11 protein-coding genes are annotated in these 15,059 nt (G+C 44.7%); 8 read left to right on the top strand and 3 right to left on the bottom strand.

All coding sequences use genetic code 11. The features are described 5' to 3' along the window. Positions 1-22 precede the first annotated feature (22 nt). The gene (locus tag ACR64G_RS07480; protein ID WP_435978690.1) at positions 23-1,807 is read left to right on the top strand and encodes a 2-oxo acid dehydrogenase subunit E2; all 1,785 of its coding nucleotides are present in this window, start codon (positions 23-25) and stop codon (positions 1,805-1,807) included. Positions 1,808-2,502: 695 nt separating this feature from the next. Next, entirely contained in the window at positions 2,503-3,483 is a 981-nt protein-coding gene (locus ACR64G_RS07475) for an ion transporter (protein WP_435978689.1), read from the top strand. Between the two features lie 126 nt (positions 3,484-3,609). Here ACR64G_RS07475 and ACR64G_RS07470 read toward each other — a convergent pair whose 3' ends face one another. The 3 genes from ACR64G_RS07470 to ACR64G_RS07460 form a co-directional block, all read right to left on the bottom strand. Further along, entirely contained in the window at positions 3,610-4,278 is a 669-nt protein-coding gene (locus ACR64G_RS07470; RefSeq protein ID WP_435978688.1) for a TerD family protein, read from the bottom strand. Positions 4,279-4,304: 26 nt separating this feature from the next. Further along, positions 4,305-5,417: a helix-turn-helix transcriptional regulator gene (locus tag ACR64G_RS07465; protein ID WP_435978687.1), complete on the bottom strand. Its 1,113-nt coding sequence runs from the start codon at positions 5,415-5,417 to the stop codon at positions 4,305-4,307. A gap of 265 nt (positions 5,418-5,682) precedes the next feature. Next, positions 5,683-8,553 (bottom strand): AAA family ATPase, encoded by a 2,871-nt coding sequence (locus tag ACR64G_RS07460; RefSeq protein ID WP_435978686.1) that lies wholly within the window; start codon positions 8,551-8,553, stop codon positions 5,683-5,685. A gap of 349 nt (positions 8,554-8,902) precedes the next feature. Here ACR64G_RS07460 and rsmG point away from each other — a divergent pair, with 349 nt between their 5' ends. From rsmG to msbA, 6 genes are all read left to right on the top strand, one after another. Further along, positions 8,903-9,634 (top strand): 16S rRNA (guanine(527)-N(7))-methyltransferase RsmG, encoded by a 732-nt coding sequence (gene rsmG / locus ACR64G_RS07455; protein WP_435978685.1) that lies wholly within the window; start codon positions 8,903-8,905, stop codon positions 9,632-9,634. A 54-nt stretch (positions 9,635-9,688) separates the two neighbouring features. Next, the gene (locus ACR64G_RS07450) at positions 9,689-10,468 is read left to right on the top strand and encodes a ParA family protein (protein ID WP_435978684.1); all 780 of its coding nucleotides are present in this window, start codon (positions 9,689-9,691) and stop codon (positions 10,466-10,468) included. Positions 10,469-10,669: 201 nt separating this feature from the next. Further along, the gene (locus ACR64G_RS07445) at positions 10,670-11,812 is read left to right on the top strand and encodes a ParB/RepB/Spo0J family partition protein (protein ID WP_435978683.1); all 1,143 of its coding nucleotides are present in this window, start codon (positions 10,670-10,672) and stop codon (positions 11,810-11,812) included. A gap of 92 nt (positions 11,813-11,904) precedes the next feature. Continuing rightward, on the top strand, positions 11,905-12,642 hold the full coding sequence (locus ACR64G_RS07440) for a MotA/TolQ/ExbB proton channel family protein (RefSeq protein ID WP_435978682.1): 738 nt from the start codon (positions 11,905-11,907) through the stop codon (positions 12,640-12,642). Between the two features lie 31 nt (positions 12,643-12,673). Then, complete coding sequence (locus ACR64G_RS07435; protein ID WP_435978681.1) at positions 12,674-13,105, top strand: ExbD/TolR family protein; 432 nt, start codon at positions 12,674-12,676, stop codon at positions 13,103-13,105. Between the two features lie 119 nt (positions 13,106-13,224). Continuing rightward, complete coding sequence (msbA, locus tag ACR64G_RS07430) at positions 13,225-15,021, top strand: lipid A export permease/ATP-binding protein MsbA (protein WP_435978680.1); 1,797 nt, start codon at positions 13,225-13,227, stop codon at positions 15,019-15,021. The last annotated feature ends 38 nt before the right edge of the window (positions 15,022-15,059 follow it).

The raw sequence follows: 15,059 nt of genomic DNA, 5'->3' as shown, positions 1-15,059 counted from the left end.
TTAAAAGACAAGGATGGACAAGATGGATATTAAAGCCCCAGATTTAGGTGTTGATAGTGCTGAAGTCAGTGAGATCATGGTAGCAATCGGTGACGTTATTGCAAAAGACGACAACATTATTTTGATAGAGTCTGACAAAGCGTCCGTTGAAGTGCCAAGCTCAGCCGCTGGTAAAGTCACTAGTATAAATGTGGCTGTCGGCGACCAAGTCAGCGAAGGTATGGTACTGATTGCGCTTGAAAGTGATGACAGTCAAGATAATCAAGACGATAATCAAAGCACAGATGAAAATAGCGTAGAGAAAAACAGGGAAGAAGAGTCTGAGCCTGACGCTAAAGATAAGCAAGAAGCAGATAATAAAAGTACAGATCACGCAAATGAATCAAATAAAGATAAACCTGCTGCTCAATCAGGTACTGCTACGACTCATGCCTTGCCTGATCTAGGCGTTGATGAAGCGCAAGTTGCTGAGATTATGGTCAGCGTCGGCGATACGGTGAGCGCTGATCAGTCGATACTATTAGTTGAGTCGGATAAAGCCTCGGTTGAAGTGCCTGCGCCAGAAGCAGGTACTATTGAGAAAATTTTGGTTGAAGCTGGTGACATGGTGGCTAATGGTCAAGACTTTATCGTTATCAAAGGTAGTGGCTCACAGAGTAGTGATAGCGACAAAGCTGATACTGAGTCGTCCCAAGATAGAGATTCTAAGAGCAAGTCATCTCAAAGCACAGAATCTGAGCCTTCTCAGTCAGAATCTAAAGATCGTTCAGATAACAATGCCTCTACCGCCGCATCTGCGCAAAAACAAACCAATGGTGAGCCAAAACAAGCGGCTCAGAAGTCCTCTGATAGCAAATTGACAGAAAGCGAGATCAATCAAAAACTGACTGAAGTGTATGCAGGCCCTGCCGTACGCAAGCTGGCGCGTCAATTGGGCGTCGATATCACTCAAGTCGATGGTTCAGCACTCAACGATCGTATCTTAAAAGAAGATCTGTTCGCTCATGTTAAAGATCGTATAACCACGCAAAAAGCTGCGCCCACTAGTAGCGGACACGTCAGCTCAGGACTACCCAGTTTGCCTGATATGAGTAATATCGAGATCTGGGGCGAGAGCGAAACAGTAGATTTGAGCCGCTTGCAAAAGGTCTCTATCCCGCAGCTCAACTATAATACTTATTTGCCGCAAGTAACGCAGTTTGATTTATCCGACATCACTGAGACCGAAAAGCTACGCGGTGAGCTCAAAGGTGGTATGAAGGCTGAGGGTATTGGTTTTACGATACTGGCCTTTATCGTTAAGGCAACGGCTTATGCACTGACGCAGCATCCGCGGTTCAATAGTCATTTGAGTGATGACAACACACAAGTCATCTTACGTAAAAGCGTCAATATAGGTATTGCGGTTGCCACTGATGATGGACTTATAGTACCCGTCATCAAAGATGCGCAAGATAAAGGCCTCAAGCAAATTGCTATTGAGATCGGCGAGCTGGCAGCAAAAGCTCGTGACAAGAAGCTTGGCACCAAAGATCTGCAAGGAGCTAGCTTTACGATATCGAGTCAAGGTAACTTGGGCGGCACGGCCTTTACACCTCTAGTAAACTGGCCACAGGTGGGAATTTTGGGCGTGTCTGAAGCAAGTATGCAGCCGCGTTGGAATGAGGGTAAGCAAGCCTTTGAGCCGCGTCTCATGTTACCACTATCCTTATCTTATGATCACCGCGTCATCAATGGCGCTGATGCGGCTGTCTTTACTCGCTATATCACGACTTTGCTTGCTGATCCGCGTCGTATCTTGTTGTGAGAACTAGTCATAAAACTCAAAAAGACTCTCTATACTGAATCTTTTTGAATAATTCACAGGTAAAAGACCAGCTTAAGGCTGGTTTTTTTGTAAGGATACTGATAAATGGTCGCTTATAGATATGCCTAAGCAAGCTGCACAAAAATAGGGTAAACGACAAAAAATCCCTAGTGTTACATATTATTATCGTATATGGCTTCAATTTTTATTAGAATGATGGTCCTTAAATACATGATAAATTTTCAAAAAAGCGGTTTATATAAAGAGTAAGGGGTTATAAATACGTTATGATTGGATACTGTAGTAACTCCCCACTTCGCTGTAAAAATGCTTATGATATGACTTCGCTCAATCAGTCTGATAACTACTGTCCTGATTGCGGCTTATCCTTGATACCTGCAAAGGATGTCAGCCGTAACCTACGTATTGATCACCGTGTCTTACAGGCTATTTTGATAATGACGGTGATTGTATTATTGGTCTTAGTTTATTTTTATTACACAGTCTCTTATTAATTGACTGTCAGTTAATTTCTAACGTTATTTTGACAATATAAACACGCCCTAGTGTCCATAAAAGTAAATCAGGCGCTTTTATAGCAATGTCGACAAATTATCTTTTAATATGATATTTTGTTGACTGGTTTGCTCAATGATTTTTTATACTAGATCGGTTTTACACCGCATAGGAACGGCATGCTATTCCACCCTGTACGGCGCTTGCGTCATTTTGTTTATGATGTGCTACAAAATGATGACCACGATACTTGGCTGAGTCGTTACATCGACTACTTTTTAATCTTTTTGATTATGACGAACGTGGCAGCTGTCATTGCTGAGTCCGTAGATCACTGGTACTACCCTTATCAAGAGTATTTTACTCTATTTGAGAACTTCTCGATTATTGTATTTTCTATCGAGTATCTACTGCGATTATGGAGTGTGGCTGAAGCCAAACCTGACAATACAACATGGCGACAGCGCTGGGAGTGGCTAAAAAGCCCTTCAGCACTTATTGATCTGATAGCCATTGCTCCTGCGTTTTTGAATTTCTTTGTCACTATCGATTTGCGATTCTTACGCATTCTACGTCTGTTTAGAATCTTAAAATTGACACGTTACTTTGCCTCAATGCGTATCTTGCTTGTCGTTTTGAGCAAGGAGAAAGGCTCTTTTCAAGCGGTTATATTTATCCTAATTATTATGATAGTTACCGCATCAAGTGGCATCTATTTGGTTGAAAATCACGCACAGCCCGATGAGTTTGAGTCAATACCCAAAGCGATGTGGTGGGCTGTTGTCACCTTAACGACTGTGGGCTACGGTGATGTGATACCCATCACTACCGCTGGTAAAATACTAGGCGCGATTATCACTATACTGGGTGTGGGTCTTGCCGCTCTGCCTGCTGGTATTTTGGCGACAGGTCTGGCCAATGAGCTTGCTCAGCGCCGAGACGAGTTAGAACAGGACTTTCGTGAGCAGCTGGTCGATAGTGATTTTGATCTAGTACAAAACCAGGTGATGATTGATAAGATTCGCCGTGAGCTTGGATTAGATAGAGAGCAAGCTCAGGATATTGTACTACAAGTATTGCGGGAGCAAGAGCTTGAACGGCGCGAAAAAGAGATGCGTAAAAAGAATTTCTGTCCGCACTGCGGTGAGTCTTTAGAATAAAAGTTTAAATATATTTGCATAAAAGGGGTGAGATGCTAAACAGTCTCGCCCCTTTTTTATAGTGATACGTAAGTTATATGTTCACTAAAACTTATATTCACCAAGATTTATGTTCACGTTAAGTGGCTAGCTGCTGATAGCTTGCGGCATGGGTAGTACACGGGCAAGCTCGTGCGCTACAAGTTGAGCTGCTTTAGATATGTCATGCTCATTCAAAGGTAGATTTTGTAAAGTCAGCTGCCAGTCGTCGATACCGCGGCGCATACTGGCTATCCATACCGCGCTACAATCGCGAGGAGACTGTCTTAGGTTGACCTCAAAAGCGCGATTGCCTTCATCATCACTCAAGTGCACTTCACCCGCATTGAGCTTGCCTAAAGGATGACCATGATAAGAGCTGACCAACATCGCGATATGCTCGATATGTTCTGGGATATCAACTAGAGAGAGGCGAATCTGCTCTTGGTCGAGCGGCGCACGGTACAAAGACTGATCGCCTCGATCTTTGCTGTTGAGACTATCTCCTTGATGCCTTACCGACTCAGCTTTATCACGTAACTGCTTGAACCAAACGATATCATCAATAGTACAGTGCTTGTCGTATAGTACACAGGCGATATCGAGATCTATAGCGCCTTGGTCTTTTTTGAAGCGCTTGAGTAATCCTGTAGGTTCAATCTCGGTAAATTCATAATTTAAAGCAAAAAACAATGTCTTGGCGCTTAACCCTAACGCACTCAGGCTGTCCGAGAGAATAGGAGCTTTGACTTGGGGGTAAGGGGCAGAGGGGGACATAGTTATCCTTTATTAGAGTTGTCTTATTAGAGGGTTTGTTTGCTCAGGTCTTGAGTGTCTTTAGAGGCTTTGTTGAGTACTGCCTCATAGAGCAGCTCTGGTTTGGCGCTAATAAGTCCTTTACCAAAACCGCGTAGCCACCAGACCAATTGTGAGGTCAGATTGACCGTTGCGGTTATGGTCAAAGTATCATCATCGTTATCTATCACCGTTTGATCTTCGCTCAGCTTACTTTCAGTCAAGCTTTTTCCTGCTCTTTTGCTAAAGCATAGCTCGACTGCCGTGTTTTTGCCATGATCTGGCAGCTGGCTTAGTAGATGATGCGTAAAGCCCATACCACCTGCGTCAAGGTAGCGGTCAAGCTCAAAACCCTCTGGTGTTACGGATGGGGTATCTAATATCTCAACGCTCTCGAACCGATGTAGAGCAAAAGTGCGAATGATCATCTCAGGGTCATCAGTACGAGTGGCGAGCATATAGATAATGACGCCGCGCTGAATAATAGCAATAGGGTTAAGGATGTATTCGCTCGCCTCTGATTTATTACTACGGGTATAACAAGCCTGTATCTGAAGCTGGTAGAACAGCGCATGATAAATGTTGTCTTTGCTCTCTAGATCAACGTGCGGTGCGATCAAAGGCTGAGTGGCAGGCTCGATACGCACGCGATCTATCCAAGAGTGGGTAACCTTGCTATTTTTTAGCTGACGCCGCGCCAAATCAAACCAAGGAAACAGCTCGTCTAAAATAGCAGGCGGGAGTAGCTGGGTGAGATTGGCCTCAACCATATTAAAGGCGACGGCCTGCGATAGATTCATATGCGGTAAGCTTTGGAGCGGAGCATCATCACGCCATCGCCAGCCTTGCGGGTTGGCATTGTTTTTTTCTATAGGAAAACGTTTTGCTAGGGCATTTAAGTCTCTTTGTACCGTACGTAGACTAATATCAAACCCTGCTAGCACCAACTGCTCGTACACATGCGTAGTACCCACCCAGCGATTACGTTGGAGCTGCGAGAGCACCTGCCATTGGCGCGCTGTGGTTGCCGCGCCATGGCGACTATCAGCACTCTCTTTACTATTATTTGTCGCAATGGCTTTGGTATCGGTTGGCAGGCTATCAGTCTGAGATACAGTCATTGCTAAATACCTTTTGTGGGATAAGTCTTATCATTAGGTGGAGTCAATACCCTTAAGCGGGTACTATCAGTTGCTACAAAATATGGTATCGAAGATAAACGGGCGAATCTATTTATCATCGCAGAAAACAGTTGGAGCGTCTAGGGTCTATATAATATTGATTTTAAATGACATTGATTCTAAATGACATTGATTCTAAATGACATTGATTCTAAATGACATTGACAGAGTTACTCCACAATAGTAGAAGTATCGTTCGTTTGCTCTAATCATTACTCTCTAAGTTGTTGCCCTTTAAGTTGTTACTTTCTAAATAGTCATTATCTGAACTATTTTGTCTCAACAGCATCTCATTTGTCTCTTTTACTTGCGTATCTTTTCGTTTAGTCTGCTGCTCGTTTTTTTGGCGTTCCTCTTTTTTAAGCGTCTGCTTTGCTTTTTGCTTTTTTGCTTTTTGCTCAGCTTTCTTTTTTGATGTTTTTTTTGATGCCTTATCTTCAGTATTATCGTCGTCTTGGTTTTCATCCCATAGCATAAGACGCTGCAATACTTTGCCAAATAAGGTCTCTTTGCGATAGCGTTTCTTCTTGTTGAGCGTATCGATAGGCAAGCCTGTCATGAGGGTCAAGGCCTCACCGATCGTATGAACGCCGTAGATGGAGAACTGTTTGTTTTCAACCGCTTCGATAATATCGTCGCGAAGCATAAGCTGCTGTACGTTTGCCATAGGGATGACCACGCCTTGTTGTCCCGTCAACGTCTGCTCGCGGCAAGCATCAAAGAACCCTGCAATCTTGGCATTGATACCGCCAACGGCCTGTACTTCACCCAGCTGATTCATTGAGCCTGTGATTGCCAGCGCTTGATTGATCGGGACATTAGCTAGAGCAGATAGGAGCGCGCAGGCTTCACTAACGGTCGCACTATCGCCATCGATATGTGCGTAACTTTGCTCAAAAGCGAGCGAGGCGCTAAAATTTAACGCATGATGCTGACTAAACAATGCCCGCAAGTAGCTGGTCATGATGAGCATACCTTTGGCGTGCAAGCTACCGCCTAAGTCGACATCTCGCTCAATATCCAAAATCTCACCTGTGCCAATATTAGGCTGGATAACCGCAGTTAGACGCGCCGGCATACCAAATTCGCTATCGGCGTAGCTGACGACGGTGAGAGCATTGACCTGACCGACTGCCTGACCTTGAGTCTTGATGAGCTGCTGACCGTTTTTGAGCTCATCCCAGTATAGATCCCGTAAGTAGCCTGAGCGCTCATCCATATCGGCTATAGCATTGGTTACGTGCGTGGCATCAACGATATTCTCATTATTTAGGCGCGCATGACGGTTGGACTCATGGAGTAATTTAATCAGACGATCACTATGTAGGCTTAGGCGATCTTGTTCTTCAGCTTGTAAGCTCAAGTGCTCAAGTAAAGCGGCTTGCGCGCTACTATCAAAAGGATAAAGCTCTGCGTATTCGATGATGTCTGCCATCTTGGCAACGAGAGCCAATTCGTGCTCGTGGGTGCGCATAACGTCGTCATGAAAATCAGCGCGGACTTTGAATACCGCATCGAACTCAGGCTCTAATTCTAACAGCTCATAATAAAGATCGGCCTCACCCAGTAAGATAACCTTTACGTTCAGATCTATAGGCATAGGTGCAAGTGACAAACTCCCTGTCAAGGTTAGCATTTGCTCCAAGCTTGAGAGTTTAATTTTACGCGATTGTAAAGCGCGCTTAAGCCCTTGCCACGCATAAGGATGCTCAAGGACGTGGCTAGCCTCAAGTAGCAAATAACCCCCATTGGCACGGTGTAGGGCACCGGCTCGAATCATACTGACATCAGTCGTGACTGTACCTAACTGGGTGATCTGTTCAACATGACCCAATAGATTAAGGTGCGTCGGCAGATCCTCAAATACTACGGGCGCGCCGCTATTAGGGGTATGGGTGACCATAACGTTTACCGCATAGCGGCTCGGCGTCGTGGCAAGGATAGCGGCCACAAACTCTTCATCATCTGCGTTCACGATACGCTCAACATGGCTGACCATATCAGTGAACATCGCTGTCAGATAAGTGCTCACTGCGGGCAGCGTCTCGAATTGCTTTTTGATGGGTGTAAATAAAGACTCAAGCGTACGCGTGGCGATATCGCGATGCATGGTTTCTATGGCATCATTGGCATCGTCTTCTAGTTGCTCAAGAGCAATGGTCAATTGACTAAGCCGCTTATGCATATGGTTTTTTTGTGCAAAATTACGCCGCGTGTTGTTGTAATCCTCAGACTGACTCTCATCAGTTGACGCTGTAGACTCTTTATCGTTAACAGTACTGTTTGACTGAGAATCTCTCATAGGTACATGAGTGTTGACATCTAAGTTCATATCAGTCTTTGACTGACCTAGTGTAGCGTTTGAGTTAGGAGTACTTGAGTCAGTATGACTAAGAGAGGTTTCTGTCGCCAATTGACTAGGATGCACAAACACCGCTTTGTTGTCAGAGGGACGAAAAGTCAGTGCCAAATCATACTGCTTGCCTTCAGCATTTAACGCCTCATAGGCTTGGCTCTCTTGCGCGTGGGCGTCGTTTTTTATCGCTTCAATCTGGCTCTGATACTGATCACTACGAAAGCGTTGACTCAAGCGCTTTTTTGCTTGTTGCCACAATGTATTGATTTGCTGTTGTAGGATGGGTGCTTGACCTGCGGGCATTGTCAGCGCAATAGGGGTGCGCGGATCTGAGAAGTTATGCACATAGACCCAGTCATCAGGAGTGGGCACGCCAGCTGCACTATCTTGCAATATGCGACTAATGATAGTACGTTTTCCCAGCCCATTCTCACCTGCGGCAAATACGTGATAGCCACTGGCCTGAATATCTAGCGCCGTACGCAAAGCTTTGAGCGCGCGTTGCTGACCAAAGCCGATATCCAAAGGCGGCGCCACGCGCGTGTCCTTAGGTAATACTCTATGATTGCTGTAGCGTTTGAGCTGCTCAGAGCGTAGCAAGCAGCGTTTATTGACAGTGATAAATACAGAATGCGGCGTGCTTGAGCTCTCAGGTTTAGCTTCTGTATTATCTGCGTTAGGCGCGAAGGTGTCGTTAGCATTTATCAAAGTTTGAGTCATAAAGTATTGGGCTTCATTATTGGGCTTATCCACCATGACAGGGCAGATAGCGACATATGATAGGTATTATGGACAAGGACTTTTAAGAGGATACTTGCGTATCTTTATGTTTAAGTATTAATTTGACATAGCATAACAGATTCCTCAAGTGACTACCGCTCAGCACTGATAACAAACCAAGAGGATGGCATTATATGTCATTTATGAAAAGACAGAAAAGACGAATAACGCATCACTTCGCTCAAAGATAGTATAAGATGACGGACATCAGCGCAATCTCAAACTATTCAACGTGCAAACCCCATGATAAAATAGAGGTTTCACAGGCCAAAATCGGACGCATTGTTTTATGTCAGTCTCCCCAAATGCGAGTACTAAACCCGCTCATAAATCGAATGACCCTAAAGGTTTTTCTGGACTCGATAGCACAGGTTTTGTCAAAATAGGCGCGCAATTACCCAAACTTGCAGACATGTTGTCAGAGGCGGTAAAAGATTTGACACTAAACCTCGACGCATCGAGACAGCGCACGCTATTATTGTACTTAGATAAGCTCTTACTATGGAATAAAGCGTACAACCTAACGGCGATTACTGACCCAGTAGAGGCATTGACCAAACACATCGTCGACTGCTTAGCGATTATTCCGCATCTGCCGGCAGGAACCCTACTCGATATCGGTACAGGAGCAGGTCTACCTGCGGTCATTATTGCTATTTGTGAGCCTGAGCGCCATTGCACTGCTCTAGATAGCAACCAAAAAAAGATACGCTTTATTAAGCAAATTAGTAGTGAGCTTGGACTTAGCAATGTGCAGCCTATCGCCTCTCGAATTGAGGCGCATGAGGCTAACTATGATGTGGTCACTTCGCGCGCTTTTGCCAGTTTAAATGATTTTGTACTAGCGGCGCAGCCACGACTAAAGTCTAACGGGCACTTATGTGCAATGAAAGGCAAATCGCCAACAGAGCAGGAAAAGCAATCGTTAGAAGAAGAATGGCAAATCAAGACGATAAAGCTAAATGTCCCTAGATTGCATGATAGTCGGCACTTAATTGAGATGAGTCGTAAAGAGACTTAATTTATAAAGTAGTCCTTATCTGCTAGACCTATATTAATAATATCGAGTGAGTTTATGGAAATCATAGCAATTGCGAATCAAAAAGGTGGCGTTGGCAAAACGACGACAGCGGTGAATCTGGCAGCAAGCCTTGCAGCCAAACGCAAGCGTGTTCTTTTAATTGATTTAGATCCACAAGGCAATGCAACCTCTGGCACAGGTCTCGACAAAAACGATTTGGCATTGAGTATTACCGACGTCTTGCTCGATGGCGTATTGCTACAAGACGCACGAGTGAAAAGTCCTGCAGGGTTCGATGTGATCGGTGCTAACCGTGAGCTTGCGGGTATGGATACGACTTTGATGGGTCAGACCAACAGTCATGAGCTGCTAAAGACGGCGATGACCGCTTTGACTCAGCATCAAGCTAAGACGCAAAGCAAACCCTATGACTATGTGGTAATGGACTGCGCGCCAAGTCTGAATCTTTTGACTATTAACGCTTTGGTGGCAACAGATGGGGTCATCATTCCTATGCAATGTGAATACTATGCGCTAGAGGGGTTGGCTGATCTATCGCAAACGATTGAGCGCTTAACGGAGCTTAACCCATCGCTGTATATTCGAGGCGTTGTCAGAACACTGTTTGATGCGCGAAATACTTTGGCTCGCGATGTATCGGCTGAGCTTGAAGCCCATTTTGGCGATACTATGTACAAAACTCATATCCCAAGAAATGTGCGCTTAGCAGAAGCGCCTGCCCATGGCATGCCAGTCATTGCCTACGAGAAATGGTCTAAAGGCTCGCGCGCTTACCAAAAATTGGCCGCAGAAGTCATTAAACAAAGCAAATAAATACGCTACTTTGGTGTGCAAAAGTAACTATTTATCGACTTCTTTAAAGACACCTTTTTGTAAGATTGAATCATTTTTTGGCTGAGTCAAATGAACGCTTGGTAAATAATATTGCCATCGTTTTTCTGTCATTAGACGTCGCTTTCATTTATTATCGGTTATAATCGAGCTTTTATTTTAGTGTTAAAGGAATTGGGAATCATGGCAAAGAAACGTGGATTGGCTGCCAATAGAGGTCTTGATGCCTTACTTGGGTCAATCAAAAAAGAAAAGCAAATGACCGCTACCGCCTTACAAGATGATATGGCCATGCGTGATGGTGCTTTGCCAGAGGATATCTCAACTGCCCAAACCCTTGCTGAGTCCAAATCCAGTAGTGAGCCTAAAAGTAGTAAAAAGGTAAAAACATCACTCGTTAATACCAGTACAAAAGAGGGCAGTACAAAACAAAATAGCGCTACTGGCAGTACTAATAGTCGTGCGCCGCGTACTGCGAACAAGTCTTATAAAGATAAAAATGGTACTGAAGATCAAATCAGCTTAGTACAGATAGAGGTCAGTTTATTACAAGCAGGTAAGTACCAGCCGCGCCGTGATATGAGTGAGACGGCGTTGACCGAGCTTGCATCTTCAATCGAGCAGCATGGTATTATGCAGCCTATCGTCATTCGTCCACTGCTCGCCACTGAAAATAAAAGCAATGATTTGGTTACGCACGAGATCATCGCGGGCGAACGCCGCTGGCGCGCCGCAAAAATGGCAGGTAAGACTGTCATTCCGGCGATAGAACGCGCGCTATCTGATGAGCTAGCAATCGCACTTGCGCTTATCGAAAATATTCAGCGCGAAGATTTATCTGTCATTGAGCAAGCGGCCGCTTTGCAACGCTTTCATAGCGAGTTTGGTATGAGCCATGCCATGATCGCAGAGGTGGTGGGCAAAGCACGTACCACGGTATCAAACTTGCTACGGCTCAATCAATTGCATGATACCGTCAAAGACCACCTCGCCAATAGCGCTCTTGATATGGGTCATGCCCGCACTTTGCTCGCCTTATCATCCGAGCAGCAGCCTATCATCGCGCAAAAGATTATCGATGGTAATATGACCGTTCGTGATGCCGAAAAACTGGTTAAATCTATCCTAAACCCTACGCCTAAAGCCGGTCGTACTGAGCCGTCGCCTGCTCATGATGCGCAGCGTTTGACTCAGCGTTTGACTGATGCGTTAGGCGCTGAGGTCAAACTCAAACATAAAAAAGACGGACAGGGTAGTGTTGAGATTATGTTTCATAATCAAGATGAGCTTTCCGCCATTATCAAATATATAGAAGCGCAACGTTAGATTTGGTCTGCGCCTACTCATAATCAGCTAGTATCTCGTTTGAATACTACAATCAAGTTGTTTCTTAGAATAAAAATAGTAAGAGAGTCATTATGTGGGAGCTGGTAAAGGCGGGCGGTTGGTTGATGACACCTATCGTTGTGTGTTCAATAGTCGCTCTGATTATTATAATTGAGCGTAGCTATACGCTTCAGTTTAGCAAAATGGCTCCAAATAGATTGCGAGAGCAGCTCATCACCCGTTTGCGTGATAGTGGTAGTATCAGCCGCACGCAACTGATGAACGTCAAAGAAAACACTCCTTTGGGCGACATACTAGCCACCGGTTTGCTCTATCGTCAGTATGGGCTTGAGTCCATGACCATGCACATGCAAAACCGCGCAAGTGTACAGATACATGAGCTTGAAAAGAATATAAACATGCTTGGCACTATAGGGGCAATTGCGCCGCTACTTGGGTTGTTAGGGACTGTCTTAGGTATTATATCTTCGTTTTTAGCGATCACAGATAGCACGATGCAAGATCCGACATTGCTTGCCGCAGGGGTATCGCAGGCGCTCATTACTACCGCTGCGGGCATGATTGTCGCTATACCAGCGCTGGTTGCATATCGTTATTTTCAGCGCCGCATCGTCGATATCAATGCTCAGTTTGAGACCCAAGCGGGACTAATGGTGCAAGAGTTATATGATTACCAGCTATTAGGATCTATACCGGGTGAGACGCCCACGACAACGTCTAGTATCAACAAGGTAATTAGCGAAAAAGTAATTAGTGAAGCACTACATGCGAATAGCGGTGCGTCTACTGCAAAGATGAATACAATTTAGTTAGAGACTATTCCAAGAAGCTGAGATCATTATGCGTTTTAGAAAACCTACTGTTGAGCCACTCGACATTAACTTAACGCCTATGATAGATTGCTTGCTGTTTCTAATTGTATTCTTGCTCTTAGCAACCTCATTCAATCACTATAGCCGCCTAAACCTAGTGCTACCAGAAGCTGAAGGAGTAGCGCAAGCTGAGCAAAAAGATACGATTGAGGTCGCAGTCCAAGAGGATGGCAGTTATTTGGTCAATGGCATAAGCCTTGCCAATAGCAGCGAGGCTGAGCTGATGAGTATGGTACAGCAAGAAGCGGGCAGTAATCGTGATTTGCTATTTGTGATAGCCGCAGATGGCAATGCAACGCATCAATCTGTCGTTAGAGTCATGGATGTCGCAGGCAAGCTTGGATTTTTAAATTTGAATATCAGCACAGTTGTCCCACTAGGTCAGCCAATGTCGCAATAATATGTGCTTTGACCATGTCCTATCTGAAAATGCCCTAGATGTTTTGATTACTATTTTTATCATTAAGTCATTCTTATTTTATAAGTGTGATACCTATCCATACCAAAACTGAGGCTTTTATGAGCCAAGCTTTTAAAGCTAATAATAAAAAAACACATCCCAAAGAGCATGTCGCTTTGGCGAATGAGCGCACTAGTATTCCCAAACACAAAACATTATTGCGTCTGCTTCGGTATCTAAAACCTTACTGGTGGGCGCTTTCGCTAACGGTGTTGGGTTTCGCTATTAATGCGGGTACTGAGATTTGGATTGCTAAACTTTTGCAATATATCACTGACGCTATCAATCAAGGCGATCAGGCCAAACAGAACTTATTTCCCCTATTGATTATCTTGTTATTTTTGATACGCGGTATTGGTAGCTTTTTAGGTAACTATTACACAGCTTTGGTATCGCGAAACTTGGTATATGAGCTACGCGTACAGGTATTCAATAAACTGCTACGTTTGCCAAGCTCGTTCTATTTGGCAAACCCAGCTGGTACGATATCCTCCAAGCTTATCTTCGATGTTGAGCAAGTAACAGCGGCAAGTACGGACTCCCTTAAAACTTTGTTGCGTGATGGCCTTACCGTTGTCGCCTTAATGGGGTTTTTGCTTTATAGCAATTGGCGTCTGACGTTAATTTTATTTTTAGTGCTACCGCCAATTTTGTGGCTGATTCGAATAGCATCTAAGCGCTACCTCAAGCTATCTAAGGGTATACAGCAGACCATGGGTGAGGTCAGTCACATCACTAACGAGGTCATTAGCGGCTATCATGTGGTCAAAAACTACGGCGGTCAAAGCTATGAGGCAAAACGCTTTAATGCAACCTCCCTCAAAAATTTACGCCAGGGCATGAAAATAGTCGTCACTAACAGTATTAATACCCCTGCGGTTCAGCTTCTAATGGCGATGGCGATGTCAGTTGTCGTCTGGCTGGCATTACGTCCTCAGGTCATTAGTAACTTTTCAGCAGGCGAGTTTATATCCTACATTGCAGCGGCCGGACTCCTCAGTAAGCCTGTGCGCTCTTTGACCGACGTCAATCAAAAATTGCAAAAAGGTATCGCTGCAGGCGAATCTATATTTGCATTACTTGATGAACCAGAAGAGGCTGATACTGGCAGCCTTAATCCAAAGCTATCAGGTGACATACGTCTAGATAAAGTGGGTCTAGTGTACCCTGACTCAACGACGGCGCTGACCAATTTCAGCCTAGACATTAAGTCAGGTGAGACTGTCGCGCTAGTAGGACGTAGCGGCGCTGGTAAATCCTCACTGGTGAATCTGCTGACGCGTACCTTGACGACGTCTTCAGGTCAGATCACGATGGATGGTATGGCCATTGAAGACATCACGCTTGAGAGCTTGCGCGCGCAGATCGCTATCGTTAATCAGCAAGTGGTGCTGTTCAATACGACGGTATTAAACAATATTGCTTATGGTAGTCTGGCCAATAAAAAACAATCTGAGGTCGAAAGAGCTGCAAAAGATGCCTTTGCTCATGACTTTATTATGGCGATGCCAAAGGGGTATCAGAGCGAGATTGGCGCTGAAGGTCTACAGCTATCTGGTGGTCAACGTCAGCGCTTATCAATTGCACGCGCTCTGCTCAAAAACGCGCCAATATTGATATTGGATGAGGCAACAAGTGCGCTCGATAATGAGTCAGAGTACTATATTCAGCAAGCGCTTGATAATGTCATGAAAAACCGCACTACTTTAGTCATTGCTCACAGACTTACAACTATTGAGTCCGCTGATCGTATCGCAGTGATGGACAAAGGCGTAATCGTAGAGCTAGGCACTCATAGTGAGCTGATGACTCTACAAGGACATTACGCACAGATGTATGAGCGAGATTTTGAATAACCGTAACGGTAAATTACTAGAACACGTCATAACTTTGA

Origin of the sequence: Psychrobacter sp. DM4, from assembly GCF_051307035.1 — a bacterium.
Taxonomy (GTDB): domain Bacteria; phylum Pseudomonadota; class Gammaproteobacteria; order Pseudomonadales; family Moraxellaceae; genus Psychrobacter.
This window is presented reverse-complemented; position numbering and strand designations above follow the sequence as displayed.